Below are 24,808 nucleotides of genomic sequence, written 5' to 3'. Positions count from 1 at the left end.
GGCGGGCCGGCTCCACGGAACCGCGAACCCGGCGATCCGCTTATCGGGGCGAAGGAGTTCGCCATGACCCAGCAGCAACAGTCGCAGCAGACGGAAGACGCCCGGGAGGCGGACGACATGGGCGAAAAACCCGATCTGGGCCGCACGCCCGACGCCCTGACCGAAGCGGTTTCCGGCAGCGGGATGGGCTCTGACACGCGCGCCGGTTCGCTGCAGGGCGGCGCCGCGACCGGGTCCGAGATCGATCCGGATCAAGACGCGATCAACGAAAGTCTGGCCAGCGAAGGCATGCGTTCCGCCACCTCGCCGCCGCAGGGCGCCGACTCCGACCAGCCGATCAACAATACCGGCGACGACGAGGCGGGAACCGGCTTCACCGGGCCAGCCGGCGATCCCGTCGAGGGCAAGCCGGGCATGGGCAATAACGCCGACGCCGCGTCAGGCTGAACGGAACGTCACCTCCCGCCCAGGGTGCGGCGCGAACCCGCCTTGCCGCCGCCGCAGGCTTGGGCCACGGTGAAGCCAACGACACAGTCTTTTTCAGGGACGACCGAGGGATGAAGCGCAGTCTTGCGGCCACCGCCATCGTGGGGGCCATGGTTCTGGCCGGGTGTGGGCAGTCCCGCCCGGCCGATGAGGCCAATGCCGAAGGCGCCGCCGCTGCGGAAAGCGTTGCGGCGCCGGCTACCGCTGACAGCACTGCCCGCATGGCGCCCGCCCCTGCCGCTGCCTCCGCTACGCCGGCGGCCGACGGCGCGCCTGCCTTTGCCGTGATCTACCCGGGCGGTTCGCCGGGCGGCCCGGCGACCCAGGCGCAGAGCGCCGAGGGCCCCGGCGGGATCGTCGAGTTCACCACAGAGGCAAGCCCCGCCGATGTCGTCGCCTTCTATCGCCAACGGGCCGAGGCGGCGGGCTTGAAGTCAATCAATACGATGAACAACGGCGACTCCATGGGCTACAGCGCCGGCGACGGGGTGAACGGCCGCGGCCAGTTGCTGAGCGTCGTAGCCACCCGCGTCGACGGAGAGCCGACCAGCGTGCAGCTTACCTGGACCGCCGGACGGTGAGACCGGCGGCCGCCCTGGCCGCCTGCGCCCTGATGACGGCCTGCGCGGGCGCCTCGCCGTCGCTGACGCCCGAAGCCGTGACCGGCTATCTGCCGCCCGACCGGATCGAGGCATTGGCCGATGGAGCGGGCGTCTGGAGCGATCAGGGCGATCTGGCCGCGTCGGAAGCGCTGAGAGCGTTCGAGGACACGGATCGCTGGTGGATGGCCACAGCCCACGCCGAAATCCGTCCACCGGAAGCCGCGCAACATTTCGACTGCGTACTCGGGACACGGCTGACCGGAGGGCCGCGCCCCGCCCTGACGCGGATCATGGCGCGGCTGCTGACGGACTCCGCCGTGTTGACGGAAAGGCTCGCCGAGGCCCATCCCCGGCCTCGTCCCACCATAGTCGATCCCGAGCGGCGCGCCTGCCAGCGTCTGACCGAAGCTCAGAAGGCCGGCGGCTCGTGGCCAGCGGCGGCGGCCGTGGCGGGCGGAGCCTATGGGGAGTTGTTCGCGGCCCTCGCCCCGGATCGCGCCGGGGCTGCACGGGCCATGGGACGCGAAATCGGGATCAGCCGCGCCGTCTGCGCCACCAACTGGCCGTCCGACGTCGAAGACGGCCTGCGGCTGGGCCAGACGATCTATGAGCAGGCCAGCGCCTCGCCCGGATTTACCGTCGATATGGAGTCGGCCCGCCTGGAGATCGCTGCGGCTCGCGCCGAGGGGCTTTCCAGCCCCGCCTGCGCCGCCGAGCGGCGAGCCCTCAGGATGGCCGGGGACTGACCAGCGAGCCGTACAGGTCCGTGCGCCGGTCCCGGAAGAAGCCCCAGGCGGCGCGGTGGCGGTCGATGTAGTCGAGGTCGAAGGTGTGGACCAACGCCCCCTCCTCCTCGCGGCCAAAGCTCTCGACCAGATCGCCGCGATGATCGGCGATGAACGATGAGCCGTAGAAGACCTGGCCTACCTCGGTGGCGTATTCCGCCCCGGTGCGGTTGGCCCCGACGACCGGCACGACATTGGAGACGGCATGGCCCTGCATGGCGCGCCGCCACGGATCGGCGGTGTCCAGCTCCTTGTCGTGCGGCTCCGAGCCGATGGCGGTCGGATAGAACAGCACCTCGGCGCCCTGCAGCATCATCGCCCGCGCGGTCTCGGGGTACCATTGGTCCCAGCAGATGCCGACGCCGACGCGGCCGTGGCGGGTGTTCCAGACCTTGAAGCCGGTGTCGCCGGGCCGGAAATAGTATTTCTCCTGATAGCCGGGGCCGTCAGGGATGTGGCTCTTGCGATAGAGGCCGAGCGCGGAGCCGTCGGCGTCCAGCATGACCATCGAGTTGAAATAGTGCGGCCCCTCGCGCTCGAAGATCGAGACGGGGATGGCGACGCCCAGTTCGGCGGCGACCGGCTGGAGGGCGGTGACGCAGGGATGCTCGCGCCAGGGATGGGCGGTGGCGAACCACTTCTCCTCCTGGCTGACGCAGAAGTAAGGGCCCTGGAACAGTTCGGACGGCAGGATGACCTGCGCCCCCTTGCCGGCGGCGTCGCGGATCAGGCCGATGGTCTTGTCGATGTTCGCCTGCAGGTCCTCGCCATAGGACGTCTGGAGGGCGGCGACCGAGATCGTTCTGGCCATCAGGCGGGCTCCTGCTGAGAGATGCAGTGGAAGGATCCGCCGCCGGAGAGAATGGCGAGGGACGGCAGGGGGATGATCTCGCGATCCGGGAAAACGGTCTTCAGGCCTTGGCACACGAGGTCGGCGGCGCGGGCGTCGCCGTAGGTGGGCACGATCACCGCGCCGTTGGCGATGAGAAAGTTCATATGGCTGGCGGGGATCGGCTTCTCGTCCTCGTCGCCGACGAAGCCGGGGGACGGCAGGGGCAGGATGCGGATCGGCTGCCCCTCGGCGTCGGTCATCTCCGACAGGGCCCGGGCCACCTCGGCATAGACGTCGTCGTTGGGATCGCCACGGCCCCAGGCGACGGGACAGGCGACGACGCCGGGCGCGACGAAGCGCGCCAGATTGTCGACATGGCCGTCGGTGTGGTCATTGAGCAGACCGTCACCCAGCCAAAGCACCTTGCGGGCGCCGAGAGAGGGGGTCAGCGCCTGTTCGGCGGCGGCCTCGGTCCAGCCAGTGTTGCGGTTGGGGTTCAGCAGGCACTGGCGGGTGGTGAGGATGGTCCCCTGCCCGTCATGATCCAGCGCCCCGCCCTCGAGGATGAAGTCGTGGCGGTCGAGCGGGGTGCCCGACTGTTGGCCGATCTGGGTGGAGACCGTGTCGTCGTGCTCGAGGTCGTATTTTCCGCCCCAGCCGTTGAAGCGGAAGGCGGCGGCGCGGGCCGAGCCGGCGCCGAAGATCGGGCCGGTGTCCCTCAGCCAGATGTCGCCGAAGCGGCCGTCGACGATCTCGAGGTTGGCGACGCCGTCGAAGCGGGCGCGGGCCTCGTCCAGGGCCTCGGGCTTGCCCCCCATGAGTTTGACGGTCTCGCGGCCGGGTCCCGTCAGGGCGCGGACCAGCGCCTCGACCTCGGCCTGGGCCGGTTCGAGGTTGTCCTCCCAGAGTTCGCCGTGACTGGGCCAGCCGACCCACATGGCGCGGTGCGGCGACCATTCGGCGGGGACGGGCGTGGTCATGGAGCGGAGGTGTCCTCGGGCAGGAGCGAAGGGCCAGCCGCGCCAGATAGACACCGGGGGCCGCGACTTCAACGTTCTCCGCAACGCAAAAGGGCGGCCCATCACCGGGCCGCCCTTCGCGTCTTGGTGTGGAACGCGTTTTAGAAGCGCGTGCCGATGGTGATGACGGCGGTGCGCGGAGCGGCGACGCCGAAGGTGCGCGGCGAGCCGGTGCGCGGGTTCACGCCCGGGCCCGGGTTCACATCGGCCAGGTTCAGCGCGTGCTGACCCGAGGAGATGTTGATCGGGTACTGCTCGTCGAACAGGTTGCTCACGTTCAGCTGAACGAAGGCGTCCTTGATGCCGAAGGTGTCGGTCAGGTCGTAGCGGGCGTCGAAATCGACGACCGTGTAGGACGGGACCACTTCGTCGTTGACGTCCGTGGTGAAGCGCTCGTCGACCCACTTGCCTTGCAGACCCACCGAGAAGGCGTCGGTGACCTGCCAGTCGGCGCGCAGCGAGACTTGCCATTCCGGGGTCTCGACGACCTGCTTGCCCTTGGTCGGGATGAGCAGCGGCGAACGCTCGCCGGGCACGCAGCCAGCGCCGTTGGCCGGCGGGACCGGGGAGACGGCCGGGCAGGTGAACTGGCCGACGATCTGGTCTTCCTGCAGTTCCGAGTCCGTGTAGGTGAAGGCGCCGTAGAGCGAGAAGCTCTCCAGAACCTGCCAGCCGATCGAACCTTCGACGCCGCGGGTTTCAACTTCACCGATGTTGCGGTCGATGGTGGTGTTGAAGGTTTCCGAGGTCGGGTCGTTGTCGAGGGTCGACACGACGCGGTTGCTGTACTGGTTCATGTAGGCGGCGACCGAGGCCACAACCGACGAGGTCGTGTAGCGGTAGCCGACTTCGTAGTTCTTGGTGAACTCCGGATCCACGTCGTTCAGCGCGATCGGCTGGACGGTCGTGGCGTTCGGCACACGGTAGGCGGTGTAGAGGTTGTCGGTCCGCGGAACCGCGATCTGCTCGGAGTAGCTGGCGTAGACGCTGCTGTCGCCGAAGTCATAGCCGATGGCGATGTTGGGCAGGATGTCGTCGTATTTGAACTCGGACTGATACGGGGCGACGTACTGGTTGGTGTTGCCGATGAAGGCGACGTTGCCGTTGGCGCCCGTGGTCATGCCGGCGTTCGGGGTGGTCGTGACGACGCCGGTGCCCGGGTTGGTCGTGGTGGTGAAGCCGACCGGGGTCTGGGCGGTGCAGAGCACGGTGTTGGTGCCGTTCTGCGTGTAGCAGAACTGATCCAGTTCACGCTTGAACATCGGGGCGCGGGCGCCGATCGAGATGGTCAGGGCGTCGTTGAAGAACTGACCGCGGTAATCGAGGGTCAGCTGGTTCAGGATGGCGACCGAGCGACGGTCGCGGGTCCGGAACCACGAGTTGTTGTTGAAGGCGAAGACACGGTCTTCCGGCGAGCCCCAGTTCTTCGAGCCGCCGAAGACGTCGATCGGGTTGGCGAAGCGGTCGGTGCGGACGGCTTCACCGGTCTGGCGGTGGATGCCGTAGTCCAGCGTGTACGACGCGCGCAGGCGGTGATCGTCGTTCAGATCCCAGATGAGCGAGCTCAGAACGCCGTAGCGGTTCGTGTTGGTGTTCGACGGCGTGTAGAGGGTGACGCTGTCGAGCGTGTCGGTGTCGCCGTTCAGGTCGACGCCGGTCGCGCCGCCGAGGTCCAGACGGTCGTCACGCTCGGACACGACGGTGAAACCGCCGCCGTTGGCCATGGTGAACTGGTACGACGGATCGAAGGTGAAGCGCAGGTTGTCGGTCAGGCCGTAGCTGAACTGGCCGCGGATGTTGCCCGTGTTCGACGGGTTGATGCGCAGGCCGGCGTAGTTGGTGCAACTGCCGTTGGCGAGGCTGCCGTCAGACTGGACGCGAACCGCCTGGGTGTTTTCGTTCTGGACGGTGCCGTTGACCGCCAGCGGACGGATGCAGGCGATGTCGTTCTCGAGGTAGTTGCCCGACTCGAACTGAGCGAGGTTGATGAAGTTGTTGTAGAAGGCGTTGCGGTTGACGTTCCAGTGGCCGGACAGGCTGGCGAAATCGCCGTCGCCCAGGTCCTGGTAGATACGGCCGTTGACCTGCTTCTTCTCGAGCTCGCCCGGGCCCTTGAACTTGTCATAGTTCGTATAGGAGTAGGTGGCGTAGGCCGTCGTGCCCCACGGGCCGAAGGCGCCGGTGTCTGCGCGCACGAAGCCGCGGAGGTAGTTGAACTCGCCGGCCGAGCCGTTCACCGTCAGACCCGCTTCATCGTACGGACGGGCGCTGGTGTAGTTGATGATGCCGCCGAGGGCCGCCGCGGTCGGGCTGTCGACGTCGGTCGTGCCCTGGCTGACGCTGGCGCGCTCGATCAGCTCCGGATCGAGCTGCTGGTTGGTGAAGGTCGCATAGTTGCCGGTGTCGTTCAGCGGCACGCCGTCGAAGGCCAGGCCGACGCGGTTACCGTCGAAGCCGCGCAGACGGATGTTGCCGCCCGAGTTGCCGTAAGGGTCCGAATTGGTGAAGTTCAGGCCCGGGACCAGGTTCAGGGTCTGCAGGATGGTCTGGCCGGGGTTCTGACGGGCGATCAGTTCCTGACCGATGGTCGAACGCGTCTTGTCGACGTTCTGGGCGACGGCCCCGCCGACTTCGCGCGGCCCGCGCACGCCGGTGATGACAACGGTATCGACTTCCGTGGCCTCGGTCGCGACGGTGCCCGACGACTGGGCCGAAGCGGCGCCGGCGGCCAACAGGCCGGTGAAGAGGGCGGTCGTCGCCCAGAACACGCGTTTGCGGTTCATCATTGTCATCTATCCCCGATGAAGAAGAGCGCGAACGCCCACCGTCCGGCCTCGGCCGGCTGAAATCCCGCTCCCTCTACGGGCCCCATCGGAAACTGGGACGACATTCGTGTGACAGTGATATGACAGTCCGGCCGGGTGGCGCGGGAGACACACCGCTGTGGGTGGATTGTCTGTGGATGGTTGGCTTTATCCGTGATCGGACGAAGCGGCGGCCTCACCCCACACCGCGCGGAGCCTCGCAGTCCTGCCACAGAACTGGCTGTAGCCCCCATAGCGCGCGGGATTCCGGCGAGCGAAGTCCTGATGATAGGCCTCGGCAGGCCAGAACCGGGCGGCGTCCCGCACAGGCGTGACAAACCGCGCCTGACCGAGGCGTGAGGCGGCGGCCCGGCGCGAGGCCTCGGCCACGGACTTCTGGGTCCGGCTGGCGAAGACGGCCGTCGCATAGGACGGGCCCTGATCGCAGAACTGGCCGTCCGGATCCGTGGGGTCGATGGTCAACCAGAAGCGGTCCACCAGCTGGCGGTAGCTGATCCGGCCCGGGTCGAAGGTCACCTGGACGGCTTCGACATGCCCCGTCCCGCCGCGGACGACCTGTTCGTAGGAGGGATTGGCCGTGGAGCCTCCGGCGAAGCCGGACACCGCGGCGACCACGCCGGGGATCCGCTCGAAATTCGCTTCGACGGACCAGAAGCATCCGCCGGCGAACACGGCCGTCTCGCGCCGGCCCGTGTCGCCCGCCTGGGGTGAGTTCGGAGCGCTTTCGGCGGATCCGGGGGAGCAGGCGACGAGGCCAAGGAAGACAAAACTGACGAGAGGACGGCTGGTCATGGGGAGACTCCGCGCGGACGCCGCACCTGAAGCATACGGTGGCCGCGGTCGGATGGTTCACCCGACGTGCGCCTAAAACAAGACCGCCGGCCCCGTGAGGGACCGGCGGTGCTGTCGTGTCGCAGGCCGTTCGGCCTTCCAGGTGGTTGTCCGGGCGCTTCGTGCAGCGCCCGAAAACCGTCCTAGAAGTTGATGCCGATGGTGGCGCGGCGGTTCAGAGGCTCGCGAACGCCGTCGGCGGTCGGGCGGGCCAGGGCGGTTTCACCCTTGCCGTCCAGCGAGATCACGCCGCCGTTGACGCCCTGGGCGACCAGCGCGTCCGCAACGGTGCGGGCGCGGCGGTTGGACAGGCCGACGTTGTAGGCAGCCGAACCCGAGGTGTCGGCGTGGCCGACGACCAGAACGCGGGTCGGACGGCCCGACTTGGCGTAGTTGGCGGCCTGCGTGACCACCGAGCGGGCTTCGGCCGTGAGGTCCGAACGATCCCAGTCGAAGTAGACCACGAACTCACGCGCAACCGGACGCGCAGGCGGCGGCGGCGGCGGGGGAGGCGGCGGGGGCGGAGGCGGGGGCGGCGGGGGCGGCGGGGGCGGCGGCGCGGTGTAGACCGGCTCGTCGGCGCCGAACGCATAGCGCAGGCCCAGGCTGATGGTGTGGCTGTCGTCGTAACGGCCGGCGAACGGGCCGACCAGCGGGGCGTCAGCGGCCACCGAGACGAACGTGTTGAACTCCATGTTCGTCATCAGGTAGCGGTAGGTCAGGTCCAGGTGAGCCCGGTCCGACAGCTGCCACGCCAGACCGGCGATGGCTTGCGCCGCCAGCTTGGTCGAGCTGTCGTCGGCGCCGACCGCGGTCGTGCGACGGCCGCCGAGGGTGCCGAGGAACTCGGTGTTGACCCGCGCGACACCGGCGCCGAGGCCGATGAACGGACGCAGCATCGAGTCTTCGTTGCCGAAGTCATAGATGACGTTGGCCATCAGCGTGGTGGCGCTGATGTCGCCTTCGGGGTTTTCGCAGGGGCCGGCGGCCGGGATGGCGTTGCAAACGCCGGTCGGCACGTTGCCGCCCGGGTTCACGACGGTGCCGATTTCACCGCTGCGGTAGCCGCCTTCGAGTTCCACGCGCCAGTTGGGCGTGAAACGGTAGCCCAGACGGGCGAACGCCGCCCAGTCGTCATCGACCTCGAAGTCCCACTGGGGGCCCGTGGTCTGCGAAACCAGTTCCAGGTCGTCGATCGTGTGGTAGCCCACATCGACCGCGCCGTACCAGCCGTTCGGCTCGGCAGCCGCGACGCCGGCCGAAAGGGCCAGAGCCCCCGCGGCGCTGGACGCCAGAATGAAAGTCTTAACGCGCATGGGTGGATGCCCTCCGCAGCCCAGGTGAATTGCTCAAGGCGGCGCACGAGCCGCCGCTTGCACCCTCATAACAGCCCCGCTGGCCCAGGTCGAGACGAAGAAGGTCCAAACGGACACAAGCGTGGCCATTCGGTTACAGCGGCTCAAACCGGGCGCCGATCGGGACGTCGTTATGTGACGTTTGTCGTCTGGAACGGGAAAAGCGCCTCGCAAACAGCGAACTCGGCGGGCGTGTCGACATCCCAGCTGCGCTCGAACGGCATCGGGAAGGCTCGCGTGCCCTCGGACTGGAAGGTGCGGTCGCGCATGAGGATGTCGGGTCGCCCTACATAGACGGCGCCGTTGATGACGACAGTCCGCTCCAGATCGACGCCGCCGGGCATGAAGCAACCGGCCCCGTCCACCCGTCCGTAGAAATTCGCCGGCTTCGGCAGCGGCGACACGCCGATCACCGACGGAGCGCCGGTCTCGTCGCAAAGCCGGATGGCGGCGTCGATGTCCCGGGCAGTGCGCAGCGGCGATGTCGGCTGAAGCAGAACGATGTAGTCCCAGCGGCCGCCGACCTGCTCCAGCGCGTGTTCGATGGCGTCGATGACCGAGGCGGTGGCGCCGGACAGATAATCTGGTCGCATAAAGGGCGGCGGCCATCCCAGCTCGGTCGCTGTGGCCGCCACGGCCGGGTCGTCCGTGGAGACAACCAGATGATCGATCAGCGTCGATCCTCGCGCCGCCTCGAGCGTCCACGCCACCATGGGGCGTCCCGCGAGGGACAGGGCGTTCTTGGAAATCAGCCGCTGCGATCCGCCCCGTGCCGGCACTATGGCCAGGATTCGCCGATCTCCGATCATGCCGCCTGCTCCGTGGCGACGGTCGAGACACCCCCCGCGGTCAGCTCGCCTCGCGCAATCCTGCGCGGGAGAGCCGGACCGGGCGACGACTCAGCCGACGAATCCGACCGTCAGCGTAGCGGCGCAGAGGGAAACGACAAGCCGCGGGGTTCGGCCCGCAGAGGTCAGCCACCGCCTGTGCGGTTGGTCGCCTTGCCTGTCCCTTCGCAGACCGGACAGACCTCTCCCGACGGCAGCGCGCCCGCCCCGAGGCATTCAGGACAGAGAGTCGGGTCGGGATGCTGCTGTGTCGCGGGATCGACCGGATCGGACGGCGTCAGGTCGCGGTCGTCGATGTCATGCTCGTTCATCGTGGCGGAACGGTCACGCAAGGGTCCGGTTTCATGATGACAGGGCCACGGCTTGGCTTTACGGACCCGCGGGTGATGGACGAGACAGAACGGCAATCCGCAGATCGCGCCGGAGACGCGCAGGGCTGGGACACGGCGAAGACGCTGGCCGAGGCGCTGCCGTATATCCAGATTTACGATCGCAAGACCGTGGTCATCAAATACGGCGGCCATGCCATGGGCGAGAGCGCCGTGGCGAAACAGTTCGCGGCCGACGTCGTGCTGCTGAAGCTGATGGGGGTGAACCCGGTCGTGGTCCACGGCGGCGGACCGCAGATCAGCGCCATGCTGGAAAAGGCCGGGGTGAAGTCGAGCTTCGTCGACGGCCTGCGGGTCACGGACGCTGATACCATGCAGGTCGCCGAAATGGTTCTGTCCGGCGCGGTCAACAAGGAGATCGCCCACTGGATCACCATGGCCGGGCGCAAGGCGGACGTGCGCGGCATCGGCTTGTCGGGCAAGGACGCGGGCCTGCTGACGGTCGAAAAGACCCGGCGGACGCGCAAGGACCCCGACAGCATGATCGAGCATGAGGTCGATCTGGGCTTCGTCGGAGAGCCGACCCGGGTGGATCCGAAGCTGATCGTGCGGCTGCTGGAATCGGATGCCGACTGGGTGCCGGTGATCGCGCCGATCGGCGTGGCCGACGATGGACAGACCTTCAACGTCAACGCCGACACCGTAGCGGGCGCCCTGGCCGGGTCCCTGAACGCCAAGCGCATGCTGCTGCTGACCGACGTACCGGGGGTCAAGGGCGCGGACGGCGAGATCATCCGCCAGATGACGGTTGGCGAGGCCTCGAAGCTGATCGAGGACGGCGTCGCGACCGGCGGGATGATACCCAAGCTGCAGACCGCGATGGCGGCGGTGCGGGACGGCGTCGAGGCGGTCGTGATCCTCGATGGCCGGCGTCCCCACGCCATGCTGGTGGAGCTGTTCACGGAGCATGGCGCCGGCACGCTGGTGAAGGCCGAAGGATGACCGCCGAGCCTGCGCAGCCGACCGAGATCGGCGCGGACCTGCGCCACGTGCGCAGCTGGATCTTCGACTTGGACGACACCCTGTATCCGCCCGAGTCGCAGTTCATGGGTCTGATCCAGCAGCGGATCAACGACTACGTCGTGCGCACCGTGGGCCTGCCCGCCGATGAAGCCCTGACGGTTCAGAAGAGCTATCTGCGGGAGTATGGCACCTCCCTCGCCGGTCTGATGGCGCACTATCAGATCGACCCTGTCGACTTCCTGGCCGAGGTCCACGACGTACCGCTGGACCTGCTGACCCCTGACCCCGGGCTGCGCGCGGCCATCGAGCGGCTGCAGGGGCCCCGCATCGTCTTCACGAACGGGGCCAAGACGCATGCCGAGCGGGTCGTCGGGAAACTGGGCTTGGGCGACCTCTTCCACGGCCTGTTCTCGCTCGAGGACGCCGACCTGATACCGAAACCGGACCCAAGAACCTTTGCGCGCATGACGCAGCGCTTCGGCGTGGAGCCCGCGTCCGCCGCATTCTTCGAGGACACGGCGCGCAACCTGCAGCCGGCGAAGGCGATCGGCATGACCACCGTTCTCGTCGGCGCCCACGCCTTCGACGCGGAAGCGCCGTTCGTCGATCACCGGGCCGCCGCGCTGGGACCGTTCCTCGCCACCGCCATCCTGCCGGGAGACCCGACGTGACCGACTGCGCCCATCTGGAATCCGTGATCGAGGCCGCGTGGGAGGATCGGGCGAACGTCTCGTCCTCGACCCATGGCGAGACCCGCAAGGCCGTGGAAGCGGCCGTCGACATGCTGGACTCGGGCGAGGCCAGGGTGGCGTCCCGGGATGCAGAGGGCGTCTGGACCACCCATCAGTGGCTGAAGAAGGCGGTGCTGCTGTCGTTCCGGCTGAACGACAACACTCTCGTCCGTGGCGGCGACCGGGGAGCGGCCAGCCATGCGCCGGGCGTCGGCCCCTGGTGGGACAAGGTGCCCAACAAGTTCGGCGACTGGACCGCCAACCACTACCAGGACGCCGGCTTCCGCTCGGTGCCCGGTTCGATCGTCCGCCGCGGGGCCTTCATTGGCCGCAACGCCGTGCTGATGCCCAGCTTCGTGAACATCGGCGCCTATGTCGACGAGGGGTCGATGGTCGATGCCTGGGCCACGGTCGGCTCCTGCGCACAGATCGGCAAGAACGTGCACCTGTCCGGCGGCGCCGGCATCGGCGGCGTGCTTGAACCCCTGCAGGCCAATCCGACGATCATCGAGGACGGCTGCTTCATCGGCGCCCGGGCCGAAGTCGCCGAGGGCGTCATCGTCCGCGAAGGGGCGGTGCTGGCCATGGGCGTGTATCTGTCCGGCTCGACGAAGATCGTCGACCGGGCCACCGGCGAGGTGTTCCGCGGCGAGGTGCCGGCCTGGTCGGTCGTGGTGCCGGGCGCCCTGGCCGATCCGAATGGCGGGCCGTCTCTGTATTGCGCCGTGATCGTCAAACGCGTGGATGCGCAGACGCGGGCCAAGACCGGGGTGAACGAACTGCTGCGGGACTGACGCCCTACTGAGCCGAAGGCGCCGCCCCGGGAGCGATGAACTGAGCCTCGGTCGGCTTCGCGCCCTGACGGAGTTCCGCGATGTAGGCGATCTCGCGAAGCGCCGCGGCGTTGTCGGGCTCGGTCGTCAGTGATTCCTCGTAGGCCGCCTGCGCCTCGTCCAGCCGACCCAGTTCGACCAGGCTGAAACCGCGCTTGCGATGGAACATCGCAGCATGGCTGGCGATGAGCAGGTCCTGCGACGCGAGAGCCTCGTCGGCGGCCCGAAGGCCCTCTTCCCACTTGCCGAGACCGTGCAGGGCGGTGATCCGTTCGGCCAGCAACAAACGATCCAGCGGCTGAAGCGCGAGACCGCGATCCAGCAGGACGATGGCGCCCTCATAGTCCTGCCGCTCCACCGCGGCGCTGCCCAATACCAGAGCGATCATCGGGTAGACGTTGGCCTGGGTCACGACCTGCCGCGGGCGGCCGTCATCGGCCCCGCCCATTGCGCCGGCCATCAGAGACATCATCAGGGCGTCCGCCTGGTCGGCGACCCGCACGATGATACGGTCGCGGGTCCGTTCGACCACCGGGTAAGTGGCGGGAGCCCGGTCCAGCGACCGCATCAGCTTGGTCCGGTTGGCCTCGAGACCCGCGAAGCCGCGGCACTCGAAGTCCCGCATGGCGGCCTCATAGACAGCGAGATCCTCGGATTCGGCGCGCGACAATCGGCCCTGACCACCCAAGGTGATGGTCGTTCCATCCTGAGGCGGCATCTGCCCGTAAGCAGCGGGAGCCATGGCGAGAAAGGCCGCAATCGAGAGGCCCGTCGAGAGCCTGACCCATCCGATCGACATGACGTTCACTCCGCGCCCACCCCTGACAAGTGAACCTGAGCACGTTTCGAGGCCCGGCACACCCTTAAGATGAGCGGGGGTCAGCGCGTCGCCAGCCGGACCAGCTTTCCGTTCTGCTCGTCGGTGATCGCCCAGACCGCGCCATCGGAGGCGACGGCCACGTCGCGGACCCGCTCGCCAAGGTCCGTCAGCAACCGCTCCTCGCCGACCACGCGGTTTCCCTCGAGCACCAGACGCGCGATGTGCTTTTCCTTGAGACCGGCGACCAGAAGGTTGCCGCGCCAGCCGGGGAACATGGCTCCGTCGTAGACGACCATGCCGCCCGGGGCGATGACCGGGTCCCAGTAGTAGACGGGCTGCTCCATCCCCTGGCGGGCGGTGACGCCCTCGTTGATCGGCCCGCCACGGTATTCGACGCCATAGGCGATCACCGGCCAGCCGTAGTTGAGACCGGCGCGGTCAAGGTTGATCTCGTCGCCCCCGCGGGTGCCGTGCTCGACAGTCCAGACATCGCCATTGGACGCAACGGCGACGCCCTGAACGTTGCGGTGGCCCAGCGACCAGATTTCCGGCAGGGCGCCGGCTCGTCCGACGAACGGGTTGTCCCGCGGGACCGAGCCGTCCGAGTTGATGCGGATGACCTTGCCCATGTGGGAGCCCAGGTCCTGCGCCTGCGGACGCATCGGCGCATCGGATCGCTCACCGAGAGTGATGAACAGATGACCCTGGCGGTCGAAGGCCAGCGAGGAGCCGAAATGCTTGTCGCCATCGTAGGTCGGCAGGGCGCGGAAGAGGACCTGCACCGCCTCGACCCGGGTTCCGTCATCGGACAGGCGGCCGCAGGCGACGGAGGTGGCGTTGCCGCCCTCGCGAGGCTCGGCATAGCTCCAGTAGATCAGCCGGTCTGCAGCGAAGGTCGGACCGGCGACGACGTCCAGCAGACCGCCCTGCCCTCGCGCATCGACGGCCGGCAGTCCGGTGATGGGCTCACCCACGCCGCCCTCCGCCGTGATGATGCGCAGGCGGCCGGGGCGTTCGGTGACGAGCCAGCGGCCGTCGGGTAGCAGGGCCAGCCCCCAGGGATGCTCCAGCCCGGAGGCGACGACCGCATGCGTCAGAGCCTGCTCCGTCCGAACGCCCGGCGCGCGGGTCTGGCCGGCGAAGGCAGGTTGCTGGCCTGCGCCGTTGGCGGGACGGCTTTCGAGCGGGGCGCCGGCGGCCGCCGCCGCGGAGGTCTGATGCTGTCCCTGCGCTCCGCAGGCTGCGGCGAGAGCCATGGCGGAGACGGAGACGGCGAGAGCGACGAGACGCATGGCGGAAACCCCTGTGACCTGGTGGTGGAGAAGCGAAGCAATGGGCCCGAGGGTTCCCGCCGCCGACCCGGGCCGCAAGGTGCAAGAAGGCCGCTGCGACGACTTGAAACCGCCCGCGCCCCCCTCTATAGGCACGCCTCTTCCGGCGGACAGACCAGTTCCCGTCGGACCCGAAGGATCGGGGCTGGGTAGCTCAGCTGGTTAGAGCGGTGGATTCATAACCCACAGGTCGGCGGTTCGAGCCCGCCTCCAGCCACCACCTTCTCAGGTCATCGAGCGCGGCAGGTCTGACGGATGCGCAGAGCCATCAGGCGCTCGCCGGCGTCATTGGCCATGGCGCGCGCCTCGCGGCATTTGCCCGCATCGATCAGGGCCTGGACCCGGTTCGCCAGCTCGACCCGCTCCGGCCCGTATTCTGCCTCGGCTTCCTCGGGCGTCATGGAGTTGCGGCGGCGCATCTCTTCGCTCTCGAAGCGCCAGCCTTCCTGTTGCTCGGTCATCCGGCCGTAGGCGCCGACGCCGACGCCGCCGGAGCTTCCATTGTTCGCCGGGGGCGACTGCTGGGCCAGCGCGGCGGCGGGCGTGAGGAGCGCGAGAGCCAGGGCCCCGCTCAAAATGGCTTTGCAGATCATTGAGGTCTTCCCCGGTGTGATTGCCTGATCGTATCACGCGAGGCCGGGCGGGCAAATCGCAACCTCCCGCCACGCGCGGCGTTAGCGGCCAAGGTTCCACGCTGAAGGGGGATATCCCATGCGCACCCGTATCGCTGTCGTCGCCGCCTTCTCTGCTCTCGCGCTCACCGCCGCCGCCTGCTCCGAGGCGGAGCAGGACAATGCCCAGGCCAGCGCCAACGAGGCCGCCGCCGACACCGGTCAGGCGACCGAGGAAGCCGGCGCCTCGCTCAAGGAAGAGGCCGCCCAGATCGGGTCCGCGGTCAAGGCGGGCGCCAGCGAGGTCGCTCAGGAGATCGACGAGGGCACCGATCGTCTGGCCGAGGAAGCCGACGAGCAGAAGGCCGAGACCAAGGCCGACACCAAGGGCAACTAGGCCTGGCGGCTCAGGCCGGTTCCGCCAGCAGGGCGTCGATCAGCGCCCGCGCCTCGGGGCTGGCCCAGTCCGCCTCGCCGGAGAAATGAGCCCGGATGCGGCCCTGCCGGTCGAGCAGCACCGTCTGGGGCATCTTGCCCTCGCCGGGCAGTTCGAAGGGCAGCTGGAACTTCATGTCGCTGTAGAGCGGCAGAGGCTCGTGGACATCGATGAAGCTGCGGGCGTCGGCGAGGCCGTCCTCGGTGGCGTCCACGTTGATCGGCAGGACCACAAGGTCCTTGCCGGCATATGCCTCGGCCAGCCGTGCGAGGGTCGGCATCTCGGTGCGGCAGGGCGCGCACCACATGGCCCAGAGATTGACCACGACGACCTTGCCGCGGAACTGGGCGAAGTTGGCGGCGGCGCCGTCGCGGGTCTTGAAGGCATAGGCGGGCGCGGGCGTGAGGGCCGCCGGGGTCTCGAGCCGCGCCAAGGAGCCCTTGGCGAAGCGGGCCAGTTCGCTCTTGGCGGGAGGTTCGGGCGCCGCGGCTTTGAAGAAGGCGTCGCGATTGGCGTATAGCAGCCCGGCGCCCACGATCATGCCGATCACCAGCGCGCCCGCGATCGCTATCCCCGCCGTCTTCGAGCCCTTCATGACACAGCCTTCCGCCCCCGTTGCGACAGTTAAGACTTCCCCGAACGCGGAAGGTCAAGACATGTGGGGCGGACGCTTCTCGGCGAGGCCGGCGGACATCATGCAGGCGATCAACGTCTCCATCGGCGTGGACCGGCGGCTGTGGGCGCAGGATCTGGCGGGATCGCGCGCCCATTGCCGGATGCTGGCGGCGCAGGGGATCGTCACACAGGCGGATGCGGAGGCGATCCTCGCCGGGCTGGACGCGATCGACGCTGAGATGCGGGAGGGCAGCTTTCCGTTCCGGGAGCAGTTCGAGGACATTCACATGAATGTGGAGGCCCGGCTGTCTGAGCTGATCGGCGAGCCGTCGGGGCGGCTGCATACGGCGCGGAGCCGCAACGATCAGGTGGCGACCGACTTCCGGCTGTGGGTGCGGGACGCCTGCGACGCGGCGGCAGGGCAGCTTCAGGGGCTGCAGCGGGCGCTGCTGGCGCGGGCGGAACAGCACGCGGCGGACCTGATGCCGGGTTTCACCCATCTGCAGCCGGCCCAGCCGGTGACGTTCGGCCACCACCTGATGGCCTATGTCGAGATGTTCGGGCGGGACGCCTCGCGGTTCGCGGATGCGCGGGCGCGGATGAACGAGAACCCGCTGGGGGCGGCGGCGCTGGCGGGGTCGCCCTTCCCCATCGACCGGCACATGACGGCGGCGGAGCTGGGCTTCGACCGGCCGATGGGCAATTCGCTGGACGCCGTGTCGGACCGGGACTTCGCGCTGGAGAGCCTGGCGGCGGCGTCGATCTGCGCGGGGCATCTGTCGCGGCTGGCGGAGGAGATCGTGGTCTGGATGACGCCGCAATTCGGCTTCGTCAGCCTGCCGGATGACCTGACCACCGGCAGTTCGATCATGCCGCAGAAGCGCAACCCGGATGCGGCGGAGCTGGTGCGGGCCAAGACGGGCCGGATCATGGGCTCGCTGGTGGCGCTGTCGACGGTGATGAAGGGCCTGCCGCTGGCCTATTCGAAGGACATGCAGGAGGACAAACCGCCGGTGTTCGAGGCCTTCGACGCGCTGACGCTGGCGCTGGGGGCGATGACGGCCATGGTCGCGGCGCTGCAGCCGGACACGGAGCGGATGCGGGCGGCGGCGGGATCGGGCTTCTCGACGGCGACCGATCTGGCCGACTGGCTCGTGCGAGAGCTGAACCTTCCGTTCCGCAAGGCGCACCATGTGACGGGGGCGGCGGTAAAGCGGGCGGAGGCGCTGGGCGTGGATTTGTCGCAACTGCCGCTGGCCGAACTGCAATCGCTTGAGGCGGGCGTGACGGAAGCGGTTTACAAGGTGCTCACCCCCGAGGCTTCCTGCGCCAGCCGCCAGAGCTTCGGGGGCACGGCGCCGGAACAGGTCCGGGCCCGTATCGCCGAGTGGAAGAGCCGTCTGCCATGAAAAAGATCGTTCTCATGGGCGCCGCCGCCCTGATCGCCGTCTCCGCCGCGGGTTGCGGGCGCATGGCCGACCTGGACGCCCCGCCGGCCAAGCGCACCGAGCGCAGCATGCCGGACGGCCGGGGCCCGGGGCCGGTCGAGCCGGCGACGGTCTATCGTCCGCCCAGCCAGGCGCCGATCGACGGCGGGCCCAGCTCGAACCCGTTCGGCGGTTCGGGTTCCAGCCCCCGCTAGAGCCTTGCACCATTTCGACCGGATCGACGGCGCGCTCCACGCCGAGGGCGTGCCGCTGGAAGCTATCGCCGACGCCGTCGGCACGCCGGTCTATGTCTATTCGACAGCGACCCTGACCCGGCACTACGGCCTGCTGCGGGAGGCGGTGGACGCGCATCGGACCTCCCTCGGGGATGCCCTGATCGCCTTTGCGGTGAAGGCCAATTCCAACCTGTCGGTGCTGGCGACGTTGGCGCGGCTGGGCTGCGGGGCGGACACGGTGTCGGAAGGCGAGATCCGGCGCGCGCTGGCGGCGGGCGTGCCGGCGTCGCGGATCATCTTCTCGGGCGTGGGCAAGACGGACGCCGAGCTGGCCTTCGCCATCGAGGCCGGTGTGCGCCAGATCAATGTCGAGAGTGCGGTCGAGCTGGACCGGCTGATTGCGGTGGCGGCGGCCAAGGGCGCGGCGCCGGAGATCGCCATCCGGGTCAATCCGAAGATCGGGGCCGGGGGACATGCGAAGATCACCACCGGCGGGGCGACGGACAAGTTCGGCGTGCCGGCGGAGGAGGCGCCGGCGCTGTATGCCCGGGCGGCGGCCTCGCCGCATGTGACGCCGGTCGGGCTGGCCTGTCATATCGGCAGCCAGATCACGACGCTGGAGCCGCTGGAGGCGGCGTTCCGGGCGCTGCGCGAGATGACGCTGGCGCTGCGGGCCGACGGGCTGACAGTCAGTCGGCTGGACCTCGGCGGCGGGCTGGGGGTCCCATACCACGGTCAGGCCGACCTGCCGTCGATCGCCGACTATGTCGCCATGACCGCGCGGGTGCTGGACGGGCTGGAGGTCGAGGCGGCATTCGAGCCGGGGCGGCTGCTCGCCGCCAACGCCGGGGTGCTGCTGAGCCGGGTGATCCAGGTCAATGCAAGGAGCGACGGCCGGACCTTCCTGGTGCTGGACGCGGGGATGAACGACCTGATGCGGCCGGCCCTCTACGACGCCTTCCACGATGTCGTGCCGGTGCGGGAGCGGGACGGCGAGGCCGGCGCCTACGATCTGGTCGGGCCGATCTGCGAGTCGACGGACGTGTTCGCGCGGGACCGGCGTCTGGCGGCGCTGGAGGCCGGCGATCTGGTGGCCTTCATGGGCGCGGGCGCCTATGGGGCGGTGCTGTCGAGCGAGTATAATTCGCGGGCGCTGGTCCCCGAGGTTCTGGTCGACGGCGAGCGCTGGGCCGTGGTGCGGGGGCGGCCGTCCTACGAAGAAATGTGGGCGCGGGAGCCGAAGGCGGACTGGCTGGGCTGAGGTCGGTTTTATCCGGGTATAACCTGAAAAACTGCGTCCGAAGAGGCCGTAGAGTGCGTAGAGGCCGTAGAGTGCGCTCCGTCCGAAGCGTGCGCTTTGGCGCGGTTTTCTCAGCACGTTCAGGCTGGTGCAGCGATTGCCGCTCCTCTGATGGGGCGGGCGGGTTTCGATTGTCAAAGACCGGCGGCGGAAACGAACGCCAGCATTATACGGCCGCCGGATAGCGTGCGCAGAAGATCGGGTTGAGAAAAACCGATGTCGTTGAAGTCGCGAGGGTTTGACGGCGCTATCCGACTATAGAAACGCGGATTGTCAGCACAGCGTCACGGCTTCCTTCTCCCCTTGAGGGAGAAGGTGGGCGGCGGAGCCGCTCGGATGAGGGGGCTGACCGGGGCGAGCCGGCTGTCAGCCGGAATGGAGCGGGCTTACCCCTCATCCGGCCCTCCGGGCCACCTTCTCCCTCAAGGGGAGAAGGACACCTAATCCAGGGCGCAGATGTCGGGGAGGCCGCGGAGGGCGCCGGCGTGGTCGAGGCCGTAGCCGACGAGGAAGCGGTTGGGGGCGTCCCAGCCGACGAAGTCGGGCTCGGGGGCGCGGGGCAGCGGCCAGGGCTTTTTGGCGAAGACGCAGGTGAGGACCTCGGCGGCGCCGGCCTCTTTCCCAATGCGCACGGCCTCGGCCAGCGACAGGCCGGTGTCGAAGACGTCGTCGAGGATCAGCACCTTCTTGCCGGCGATGGAGCGCTGGAAGGGAGCGTAGACGTCGATCTTGCCGCGGCTGGACTGTTCGTCGCCGTAGGAGGCCAGCCACAGGGCGTCGAATCGGACGTTGCGGCCCACGCGCGACAGGGCGCGGGTCAGGTCGGCGGCGAACCACAGGCCGCCGGTCAGCAGGACGGCGGCGACGGTCTCGTCATCGGTGACGGGCGCAATCTGGCGCGCCAGATCGGCGACGATGCGGGCGACCTCGGCCTCGGGCAGAAGGACGGTGGGTGTCGGGGTGTCAGCCATGCGAGGCGGATACCGCCTCGGGACCGTGGGAGTCGATAGCCACAGGCGTCGCGACGGGCGTCGAGACCGGCACCGCATCGATCGGCTGCATGTCCAGCGGGGCGGACGCGCCGGGCGAGATGGCGGGGCGCAGGCCGCCGATGTCGGCTGTCGGCAGCGGGCGCTGAACGGCCGGGGCGGCGTGATGCACCGCGGGCTCAGGCGCCGGGGCGGAACCGTCGAGCACGAAGGCGACGCCGACGCCCTGACCCTTGCCGCCGGGATCGGCGATGGTGGCGGCGAAACCCTGAACCTTGCCGGGCAGGACCGGGGCGGCGTCGATGCGGACGATCGCGTGGCCGATCTCGGCGCCGGAGGCGTCGAGCAGGGCGACGCGGACCGGCGGCGCGATACGCTCGTTCTCGCGGACGTTCCGCAGGGCGCCCGAGACGATCACCTTGCCGGGATCGTTGGGGGCGGCGCGAGCCGAAACGGCCTCGAACTCCAGGCCGGTGGGGTTCACGGTCAGGCCGACGGCGGCATAGGCGGCGGCGGCGCGGGGGGCCATCTCGACCACTTCGACGCGGAACAGCCATGCGGCGCCCAGCAGGGCGGCGAAACCGGAGGCGATGCCGGCCCAGACGACGCCATGGGCGGCGGCGCGTCGCAGCCGGCGCTGCTGTTCGGCGCGGGCCCGGAAGGCGCGAGGCAGTTCGGGCGCCGGTGTCTCGGCGAGTGATTCGGCGCTCTCGGCGGGGTCTTCACGGCGCGCGAAGGTCGAGGGCTCGGGACCCGGCGGCGAGACGGAGAGCTCGAGCGGCTCTTCCAGCGTGGCCCGCCACGTGTGTTTGCAGGTCTTGCAGCGGACCGTGCGGCCGCCAGCGCCGATCGCCTCGTCAGGGGTGAAATAGCTGGTGGCGCAGGACGGGCAGGTCAGTATCATGTGCGCTGACTGAGAGGCGTTCCGCCCCCTCCCGTCGCGGCTTCACGGCCGCGTCCTGACCCAAAATCGATGCCCGTTCAGCCCCGCCGCGCCGCCTTGACCGACTCCGCGACCGAGACCGTCCGCCTTTCGGGCGTGGGCTTCGGCTATGCGGACGGCCCGGGCGTGCTCCGGGACATTAACCTCATTCTGGCAGCGGGCTCTTTCCACTTCCTTACCGGGCCGTCGGGAGCCGGAAAGTCGACATTGCTCAAGGTTCTGACGCTGGCGGAGCGGCCGACGGCGGGCCGGCTGACGCTTTTCGGCGAGGATGCGGGCGAGGCGCCGCGGTCCGCCCTGCCCCGCTTCCGCAGCCGGATGGGGGTGGTGTTCCAGGATTTCCGCCTGCTGGATCATCTGTCGGCGTTCGACAATGTCGCTCTGCCGCTGCGGCTGGCGGGGGCGAAGCGGGACAGCTACGCGGACAACGTCGTGGAAATGCTGGACTGGGTCGGGCTGGGCGAGCGGATGGATGACCGGCCGCCGACCCTGTCGGGCGGGGAGAAGCAGAGGCTGGCCATCGCACGTGCGGTGGTGAACCGGCCGGACCTGATTCTGGCCGACGAGCCGACCGGCAGCGTCGATGCGGCCATGGGCGAGCGGCTGCTGAAGCTGTTCCAGTCGCTGAACCGATTGGGCACCACGGTGCTGATCGCCAGCCATGACGAGACGCTGGCGGCCGCGTCGGGCGCGTCCGTTCTGCGGCTCGAAGGCGGGCGGCTGTCGGGAGGCGCGGCGTGATCCGGCGGCTGACCTCGGGCCGGTCGACGATCCTGCCGCGGGACGGCGGCGGCGAGCCGTGGCTGGCGGCGGTGGTGGCGGTGCTGTGTTTCCTCGCCTGCCTGTCGGCGGTCGGGGCCGTGGCGGCGGACCGGGCGGCGCACGGCTGGGCGCGGCAGTTGCGCAGCGAGGCGACGGTTCAGGTGCGACCACGCGTCAATGAGACGGGCGCCGAGGCGGCTGCGCGGGCGGCGCAGACTTTGGCGGGCGTGACCGGAGTCGAGGAGGCGGAGGCGATGGATCGCGCCACCGCCGAGGCCCTGCTGCGACCGTGGGTCGGGGATGCGGTGCTGCCGGACCTGCCGCTGCCCCATCTGGTCACCGTGCGGCTGGACCGGAACGCACCGGCCAGCGCGGTAAGCCTGAGCCGGGCGCTGGCCGAGGCGGGGGTGGATGCGACCGTGGACGATCACAGCCTGTGGCGTGGCGAGGTGGAACGGTCGGCGGCGCTGATCACGGCGCTGGCCGTCGCGGCATTCCTGCTGACGGCGGGGGGCGCGGGGGCGGCGATCGTCTATGCCACCCAGGCGGGCATGGCGGCGCAGCGAACGATCATCGAGACCCTGAGCCTGAACGGGGCTTCGGACGGGCGGATCGCGGGGCTGTACCAGACCCGCTACGGCCTGCTGGCGGCGGGCGCGGGGGCGGCCGGGGCGCTGGCGGCGATGGCGCTGACGGCCGGGCTGAGGTTCCTCGGCGGGGCGGAAGGCGTGACGGCCGCCCTGCCCGTGTCGTGGACGGACGTGGCGATGCTCTCGCCATGCCCGCTGCTGGCCGCTACGGTAGCGCTTGTGGCCGCGCGGATGACCGCGCTGGCGCGATTGCGGGGCGGACACTAGGTTAACGCCATGAAGTTTCTGACCTTCGTCGCCATCGTGGCCGTGATCTGGCTTGTCGGCCTGTTCGCCTTCGCCGACCGGGTGCGCAGCTTCACGCCCGCTGTGGAGCCCGCGCGGGCCGATGCGATCGTGGCCCTCACCGGCCCGTCGGCCGAGCGCGTCAACGCCGCCATCCGCCTGCTGGAGCAGGACAAGGGCCAGCGGGTGCTGATCTCGGGCGTCAACCGGGAGGTGCGCCGGCAGGAGCTGCGGGCCCTGACTCCGGGCTCGAACAAGCTGTTCAACTGCTGCGTCGATCTGGGCTTCGAGGCCGAGGACACGGTCGGCAACGCGCAGGAGATCGCCGCATGGGCCAAGGCCAAGGGCTATGACAGCCTGATCGTGGTGACTTCGGACTATCATATGCCCCGGGCCCTGACCGAGATCCGGGCGGCCTCGCCGGAGCTGGAACTGACTCCCTATGCCGTCGAGACGCCGTCGCTGGATGATTCGCGCTGGTGGCGGGCGGCGGTGACGGCGCGGCGGATGACGCTGGAGTATATGAAATATCTCGCGGCGCTGGGTCGGGCGCTGGTCGGAGGCGGCGATGCGGAGCGTTCCGCGACCGAGGCCGCGCCCGCGGGGAAGGCCGCCGTGGCCGGAAAGGCCGGCTGACGTGACCACCCTGCGTTCGCTGCTGTTCGTCGCCTGGCTGTATCTGTCGATGGCCCTGTTCGCCGTCGGCCTGTCGCCCGCGCTTCTGATGCCGTACCGGCAGGCCATGTGGGTGATCCGCGGCTGGTCGCGGTTCGTGCTGTTCGGCCTGCGCTGGATCGCGGGGGTGAAGGTCGAGTTCCGCGGGCTGGAGCACCGTCCGACCGGCGCGGCCCTGATCGCGGGCAAGCACCAGAGCATGCTGGACGTGATCGCGCCGTTCGCGGTGCTGCCGGACAATTGTTTCATCATGAAGAAGGAGCTGCGGCCCCTGCCCTTCTTCGGCTGGTTCGCCTGGAAGACCGGGATGATCGCGGTCGATCGGTCGGCGCATTCGAAGGCGCTGAAGGACATGGTCAAACAGGCGCGGACGCGGTTCGCCGAGGGGCGGCAGATCCTGATCTTCCCGGAGGGGACGCGGGCCCCGGTGGGCGCGGCGCCGGACTACAAGCCGGGCATCGCAGCCCTGTACCGCGATCTGGAGGCGCCCTGCGTGCCGATGGCCACCAACTCGGGCGTGCACTGGCCGGCGCACGGGTTCCGGCGCTATCCCGGGACGGTGGTTTATGAGTTCCTGCCGGCGATCCCGGCGGGGCTGAAGCGGGCGGAGTTCATGAACCAGCTGGAGGCGCGGATCGAGGGGGCTTCGGGGGCGATGCTGACGACGGAGACCCGGCCCGCGCTGAAGTAACCGGCGCGTTCGCGAGCGCTTCATCATCCGGGGACATTCTGGCCTCTCCAGCGAGGGAGGCAGGATATGCGGATCGGGGTGGTGGTCGCGGCGGCGGCCTTGTGGCTTTCGGCCTGCGGAGCACCCGAGGCGCCGCCGGTTCTGATCGAGGCCTCGCAGGTCAAGCCGCTGCTGGAGTTCTCGGACGAGCTGGACGGGAAGCGCGTCATGCTCGACGGTTATATCCATATCGACGACGGCCCGGACGAGGAGGGCGGCATCGCCATCCTCTACACCCTGACCAGCCGGCCCCGGGGGCAGGGCGACGACCTGATCCTGTTCGAGGCGGAGCGCGGGACGGCGGCCAATCAGGTCGACACGCCGCTGATCAGCCAGCGAAGCATTCCCCAGATGCCGGGCGCCGGGGAGATCCTGCTGGTGGACCTCAAGAACGCGAAATTCCAGGACACGGCGGGTGTCGCCCATACGGTGCGGGACAAGGTGCGGGTGACGGGGCGCGTGGCCTCGTTCTCCGGCGTGGACGACGACCGGTCGCCGACCGGCAAGCGCTTCCGGCCCCGGCTGACCGATGTGACCTTCGAGGCCGCGCCCTGACCGG

General features: G+C 69.2%; 28 protein-coding genes and 1 tRNA gene. 16 read left to right on the top strand and 13 right to left on the bottom strand.

Annotation, left to right across the window (positions count from 1 at the left end):
- Nucleotides 1-63: 63 nt before the first annotated feature.
- The 3 genes from GGQ87_RS15260 to GGQ87_RS06840 all read left to right on the top strand — a co-directional run bounded on the left by GGQ87_RS15260 (nucleotide 64) and on the right by GGQ87_RS06840 (nucleotide 1,834).
- Nucleotides 64-447, top strand: coding sequence for a ribonuclease (locus GGQ87_RS15260; protein WP_209282408.1), 384 nt, complete (start codon nucleotides 64-66; stop codon nucleotides 445-447).
- A 110-nt stretch (nucleotides 448-557) separates the two neighbouring features.
- Nucleotides 558-1,067, top strand: coding sequence for a hypothetical protein (locus tag GGQ87_RS06845; protein WP_168045924.1), 510 nt, complete (start codon nucleotides 558-560; stop codon nucleotides 1,065-1,067).
- On the top strand, nucleotides 1,064-1,834 hold the full coding sequence (locus tag GGQ87_RS06840; RefSeq protein WP_342448317.1) for a phosphatase PAP2 family protein: 771 nt from the start codon (nucleotides 1,064-1,066) through the stop codon (nucleotides 1,832-1,834). Before GGQ87_RS06845 ends, GGQ87_RS06840 begins: the two co-directional genes overlap by 4 nt.
- Here the strand turns inward: GGQ87_RS06840 and aguB are convergent.
- From aguB to GGQ87_RS06805, 7 genes are all read right to left on the bottom strand, one after another.
- On the bottom strand, nucleotides 1,815-2,684 hold the full coding sequence (aguB, locus tag GGQ87_RS06835) for an N-carbamoylputrescine amidase (protein WP_168045923.1): 870 nt from the start codon (nucleotides 2,682-2,684) through the stop codon (nucleotides 1,815-1,817). The genes GGQ87_RS06840 and aguB overlap by 20 nt on opposite strands.
- Complete coding sequence (locus tag GGQ87_RS06830; protein WP_168045922.1) at nucleotides 2,684-3,685, bottom strand: agmatine deiminase family protein; 1,002 nt, start codon at nucleotides 3,683-3,685, stop codon at nucleotides 2,684-2,686. Before GGQ87_RS06830 ends, aguB begins: the two co-directional genes overlap by 1 nt.
- 140 nt (nucleotides 3,686-3,825) lie before the next feature.
- Nucleotides 3,826-6,507: a TonB-dependent receptor gene (locus GGQ87_RS06825; RefSeq protein ID WP_245161424.1), complete on the bottom strand. Its 2,682-nt coding sequence runs from the start codon at nucleotides 6,505-6,507 to the stop codon at nucleotides 3,826-3,828.
- A 189-nt stretch (nucleotides 6,508-6,696) separates the two neighbouring features.
- Nucleotides 6,697-7,341 carry a peptide-methionine (S)-S-oxide reductase MsrA gene (gene msrA, locus GGQ87_RS06820; RefSeq protein WP_168045920.1) on the bottom strand — a complete coding sequence of 215 codons (645 nt, stop codon included), beginning with the start codon at nucleotides 7,339-7,341 and terminating at the stop codon, nucleotides 6,697-6,699.
- Nucleotides 7,342-7,523: 182 nt separating this feature from the next.
- Nucleotides 7,524-8,696, bottom strand: coding sequence for an OmpA family protein (locus GGQ87_RS06815; protein WP_168045919.1), 1,173 nt, complete (start codon nucleotides 8,694-8,696; stop codon nucleotides 7,524-7,526).
- A gap of 170 nt (nucleotides 8,697-8,866) precedes the next feature.
- Nucleotides 8,867-9,544 carry an acylneuraminate cytidylyltransferase family protein gene (locus GGQ87_RS06810; protein ID WP_168045918.1) on the bottom strand — a complete coding sequence of 226 codons (678 nt, stop codon included), beginning with the start codon at nucleotides 9,542-9,544 and terminating at the stop codon, nucleotides 8,867-8,869.
- A 164-nt stretch (nucleotides 9,545-9,708) separates the two neighbouring features.
- A complete protein-coding gene (locus GGQ87_RS06805; RefSeq protein WP_168045917.1) occupies nucleotides 9,709-9,915 on the bottom strand; it encodes a hypothetical protein in 207 nt (68 codons plus the stop codon).
- 54 nt (nucleotides 9,916-9,969) lie between these two features.
- Between GGQ87_RS06805 and argB the strand changes: the two genes are divergently transcribed.
- From argB to dapD, 3 genes are read left to right on the top strand one after another with little or no spacing between them, the layout of a single operon-like run.
- A complete protein-coding gene (gene argB, locus GGQ87_RS06800) occupies nucleotides 9,970-10,914 on the top strand; it encodes an acetylglutamate kinase (RefSeq protein WP_168045916.1) in 945 nt (314 codons plus the stop codon).
- Nucleotides 10,911-11,606 (top strand): pyrimidine 5'-nucleotidase, encoded by a 696-nt coding sequence (locus tag GGQ87_RS06795; RefSeq protein WP_168045914.1) that lies wholly within the window; start codon nucleotides 10,911-10,913, stop codon nucleotides 11,604-11,606. The genes argB and GGQ87_RS06795 overlap by 4 nt, the downstream gene beginning before the upstream one ends.
- On the top strand, nucleotides 11,603-12,460 hold the full coding sequence (gene dapD, locus GGQ87_RS06790; protein WP_168045912.1) for a 2,3,4,5-tetrahydropyridine-2,6-dicarboxylate N-succinyltransferase: 858 nt from the start codon (nucleotides 11,603-11,605) through the stop codon (nucleotides 12,458-12,460). Before GGQ87_RS06795 ends, dapD begins: the two co-directional genes overlap by 4 nt.
- 4 nt (nucleotides 12,461-12,464) lie before the next feature.
- Here the strand turns inward: dapD and GGQ87_RS06785 are convergent, their stop codons facing one another.
- Nucleotides 12,465-13,298 (bottom strand): hypothetical protein, encoded by an 834-nt coding sequence (locus GGQ87_RS06785; RefSeq protein WP_168045910.1) that lies wholly within the window; start codon nucleotides 13,296-13,298, stop codon nucleotides 12,465-12,467.
- 80 nt (nucleotides 13,299-13,378) lie between these two features.
- Nucleotides 13,379-14,611 carry a PQQ-dependent sugar dehydrogenase gene (locus GGQ87_RS06780; RefSeq protein WP_168045909.1) on the bottom strand — a complete coding sequence of 411 codons (1,233 nt, stop codon included), beginning with the start codon at nucleotides 14,609-14,611 and terminating at the stop codon, nucleotides 13,379-13,381.
- Nucleotides 14,612-14,793: 182 nt separating this feature from the next.
- Between GGQ87_RS06780 and GGQ87_RS06775 the strand changes: the two genes are divergently transcribed.
- A tRNA-Met gene (locus GGQ87_RS06775) sits at nucleotides 14,794-14,870 on the top strand.
- Nucleotides 14,871-14,880: 10 nt separating this feature from the next.
- Here GGQ87_RS06775 and GGQ87_RS06770 read toward each other — a convergent pair.
- Nucleotides 14,881-15,243: a hypothetical protein gene (locus GGQ87_RS06770; protein WP_168045908.1), complete on the bottom strand. Its 363-nt coding sequence runs from the start codon at nucleotides 15,241-15,243 to the stop codon at nucleotides 14,881-14,883.
- Nucleotides 15,244-15,361: 118 nt separating this feature from the next.
- Here GGQ87_RS06770 and GGQ87_RS06765 point away from each other — a divergent pair, with 118 nt between their 5' ends.
- Entirely contained in the window at nucleotides 15,362-15,658 is a 297-nt protein-coding gene (locus tag GGQ87_RS06765) for a hypothetical protein (protein WP_168045907.1), read from the top strand.
- Between the two features lie 10 nt (nucleotides 15,659-15,668).
- Here the strand turns inward: GGQ87_RS06765 and GGQ87_RS06760 are convergent, their stop codons facing one another.
- Nucleotides 15,669-16,292, bottom strand: a complete 624-nt coding sequence (locus GGQ87_RS06760) for a TlpA family protein disulfide reductase (RefSeq protein ID WP_168045906.1) — start codon at nucleotides 16,290-16,292, stop codon at nucleotides 15,669-15,671.
- Nucleotides 16,293-16,353: 61 nt separating this feature from the next.
- Here GGQ87_RS06760 and argH point away from each other — a divergent pair, with 61 nt between their 5' ends.
- From argH to lysA, 3 genes are read left to right on the top strand one after another with little or no spacing between them, the layout of a single operon-like run.
- Entirely contained in the window at nucleotides 16,354-17,721 is a 1,368-nt protein-coding gene (argH, locus tag GGQ87_RS06755) for an argininosuccinate lyase (RefSeq protein ID WP_168045905.1), read from the top strand.
- The gene (locus tag GGQ87_RS06750) at nucleotides 17,718-17,954 is read left to right on the top strand and encodes a hypothetical protein (RefSeq protein WP_168045904.1); all 237 of its coding nucleotides are present in this window, start codon (nucleotides 17,718-17,720) and stop codon (nucleotides 17,952-17,954) included. Before argH ends, GGQ87_RS06750 begins: the two co-directional genes overlap by 4 nt.
- A gap of 4 nt (nucleotides 17,955-17,958) precedes the next feature.
- Nucleotides 17,959-19,236, top strand: a complete 1,278-nt coding sequence (lysA, locus tag GGQ87_RS06745; protein WP_168045903.1) for a diaminopimelate decarboxylase — start codon at nucleotides 17,959-17,961, stop codon at nucleotides 19,234-19,236.
- A 479-nt stretch (nucleotides 19,237-19,715) separates the two neighbouring features.
- Here lysA and GGQ87_RS06740 read toward each other — a convergent pair whose 3' ends face one another.
- Entirely contained in the window at nucleotides 19,716-20,246 is a 531-nt protein-coding gene (locus tag GGQ87_RS06740) for a phosphoribosyltransferase (RefSeq protein ID WP_168045902.1), read from the bottom strand.
- Nucleotides 20,239-21,168, bottom strand: a complete 930-nt coding sequence (locus GGQ87_RS06735) for an MJ0042-type zinc finger domain-containing protein (RefSeq protein WP_168045901.1) — start codon at nucleotides 21,166-21,168, stop codon at nucleotides 20,239-20,241. The genes GGQ87_RS06740 and GGQ87_RS06735 overlap by 8 nt, the downstream gene beginning before the upstream one ends.
- Before the next feature lie 69 nt (nucleotides 21,169-21,237).
- Here GGQ87_RS06735 and GGQ87_RS06730 point away from each other — a divergent pair, with 69 nt between their 5' ends.
- From GGQ87_RS06730 to GGQ87_RS06710, 5 genes are all read left to right on the top strand, one after another.
- The gene (locus GGQ87_RS06730; RefSeq protein WP_168045900.1) at nucleotides 21,238-21,948 is read left to right on the top strand and encodes a cell division ATP-binding protein FtsE; all 711 of its coding nucleotides are present in this window, start codon (nucleotides 21,238-21,240) and stop codon (nucleotides 21,946-21,948) included.
- Nucleotides 21,945-22,826, top strand: a complete 882-nt coding sequence (locus GGQ87_RS06725) for a cell division FtsX domain-containing protein (protein WP_168045899.1) — start codon at nucleotides 21,945-21,947, stop codon at nucleotides 22,824-22,826. The genes GGQ87_RS06730 and GGQ87_RS06725 overlap by 4 nt, the downstream gene beginning before the upstream one ends.
- Nucleotides 22,827-22,835: 9 nt before the next feature.
- Nucleotides 22,836-23,480 (top strand): YdcF family protein, encoded by a 645-nt coding sequence (locus tag GGQ87_RS06720; protein ID WP_168045898.1) that lies wholly within the window; start codon nucleotides 22,836-22,838, stop codon nucleotides 23,478-23,480.
- A 1-nt stretch (nucleotide 23,481) separates the two neighbouring features.
- Nucleotides 23,482-24,210 (top strand): 1-acyl-sn-glycerol-3-phosphate acyltransferase, encoded by a 729-nt coding sequence (locus GGQ87_RS06715; RefSeq protein ID WP_168045897.1) that lies wholly within the window; start codon nucleotides 23,482-23,484, stop codon nucleotides 24,208-24,210.
- Between the two features lie 66 nt (nucleotides 24,211-24,276).
- Complete coding sequence (locus tag GGQ87_RS06710) at nucleotides 24,277-24,804, top strand: hypothetical protein (RefSeq protein ID WP_168045896.1); 528 nt, start codon at nucleotides 24,277-24,279, stop codon at nucleotides 24,802-24,804.
- The last annotated feature ends 4 nt before the right edge of the window (nucleotides 24,805-24,808 follow it).

The sequence above is a fragment of the Brevundimonas alba genome, from assembly GCF_011927945.1.
In the GTDB taxonomy this organism is placed as follows: domain Bacteria; phylum Pseudomonadota; class Alphaproteobacteria; order Caulobacterales; family Caulobacteraceae; genus Brevundimonas; species Brevundimonas alba.
Note: the sequence above shows the minus strand (reverse complement) of the source record. Positions and strands in the feature narration are given on the sequence as shown.

What these genes read in the sequence shown, in the direction of transcription:
- GGQ87_RS15260 (WP_209282408.1), top strand. Translation starts at nt 64, where the DNA reads ATGACCCAGCAGCAACAGTCGCAGCAGACGGAAGACGCCCGGGAGGCG.
- GGQ87_RS06845 (WP_168045924.1), top strand. Translation starts at nt 558, where the DNA reads ATGAAGCGCAGTCTTGCGGCCACCGCCATCGTGGGGGCCATGGTTCTG.
- aguB (WP_168045923.1), bottom strand. Translation starts at nt 2,684, where the DNA reads ATGGCCAGAACGATCTCGGTCGCCGCCCTCCAGACGTCCTATGGCGAG.
- GGQ87_RS06830 (WP_168045922.1), bottom strand. Translation starts at nt 3,685, where the DNA reads ATGACCACGCCCGTCCCCGCCGAATGGTCGCCGCACCGCGCCATGTGG.
- GGQ87_RS06825 (WP_245161424.1), bottom strand. Translation starts at nt 6,507, where the DNA reads ATGAACCGCAAACGCGTGTTCTGGGCGACGACCGCCCTCTTCACCGGC.
- msrA (WP_168045920.1), bottom strand. Translation starts at nt 7,341, where the DNA reads ATGACCAGCCGTCCTCTCGTCAGTTTTGTCTTCCTTGGCCTCGTCGCC.
- GGQ87_RS06815 (WP_168045919.1), bottom strand. Translation starts at nt 8,696, where the DNA reads ATGCGCGTTAAGACTTTCATTCTGGCGTCCAGCGCCGCGGGGGCTCTG.
- GGQ87_RS06810 (WP_168045918.1), bottom strand. Translation starts at nt 9,544, where the DNA reads ATGATCGGAGATCGGCGAATCCTGGCCATAGTGCCGGCACGGGGCGGA.
- argB (WP_168045916.1), top strand. Translation starts at nt 9,970, where the DNA reads ATGGACGAGACAGAACGGCAATCCGCAGATCGCGCCGGAGACGCGCAG.
- GGQ87_RS06795 (WP_168045914.1), top strand. Translation starts at nt 10,911, where the DNA reads ATGACCGCCGAGCCTGCGCAGCCGACCGAGATCGGCGCGGACCTGCGC.
- GGQ87_RS06785 (WP_168045910.1), bottom strand. Translation starts at nt 13,298, where the DNA reads ATGTCGATCGGATGGGTCAGGCTCTCGACGGGCCTCTCGATTGCGGCC.
- GGQ87_RS06780 (WP_168045909.1), bottom strand. Translation starts at nt 14,611, where the DNA reads ATGCGTCTCGTCGCTCTCGCCGTCTCCGTCTCCGCCATGGCTCTCGCC.
- GGQ87_RS06770 (WP_168045908.1), bottom strand. Translation starts at nt 15,243, where the DNA reads ATGATCTGCAAAGCCATTTTGAGCGGGGCCCTGGCTCTCGCGCTCCTC.
- GGQ87_RS06765 (WP_168045907.1), top strand. Translation starts at nt 15,362, where the DNA reads ATGCGCACCCGTATCGCTGTCGTCGCCGCCTTCTCTGCTCTCGCGCTC.
- GGQ87_RS06760 (WP_168045906.1), bottom strand. Translation starts at nt 16,292, where the DNA reads ATGAAGGGCTCGAAGACGGCGGGGATAGCGATCGCGGGCGCGCTGGTG.
- argH (WP_168045905.1), top strand. Translation starts at nt 16,354, where the DNA reads ATGTGGGGCGGACGCTTCTCGGCGAGGCCGGCGGACATCATGCAGGCG.
- GGQ87_RS06750 (WP_168045904.1), top strand. Translation starts at nt 17,718, where the DNA reads ATGAAAAAGATCGTTCTCATGGGCGCCGCCGCCCTGATCGCCGTCTCC.
- GGQ87_RS06740 (WP_168045902.1), bottom strand. Translation starts at nt 20,246, where the DNA reads ATGGCTGACACCCCGACACCCACCGTCCTTCTGCCCGAGGCCGAGGTC.
- GGQ87_RS06735 (WP_168045901.1), bottom strand. Translation starts at nt 21,168, where the DNA reads ATGATACTGACCTGCCCGTCCTGCGCCACCAGCTATTTCACCCCTGAC.
- GGQ87_RS06730 (WP_168045900.1), top strand. Translation starts at nt 21,238, where the DNA reads ATGCCCGTTCAGCCCCGCCGCGCCGCCTTGACCGACTCCGCGACCGAG.
- GGQ87_RS06720 (WP_168045898.1), top strand. Translation starts at nt 22,836, where the DNA reads ATGAAGTTTCTGACCTTCGTCGCCATCGTGGCCGTGATCTGGCTTGTC.
- GGQ87_RS06710 (WP_168045896.1), top strand. Translation starts at nt 24,277, where the DNA reads ATGCGGATCGGGGTGGTGGTCGCGGCGGCGGCCTTGTGGCTTTCGGCC.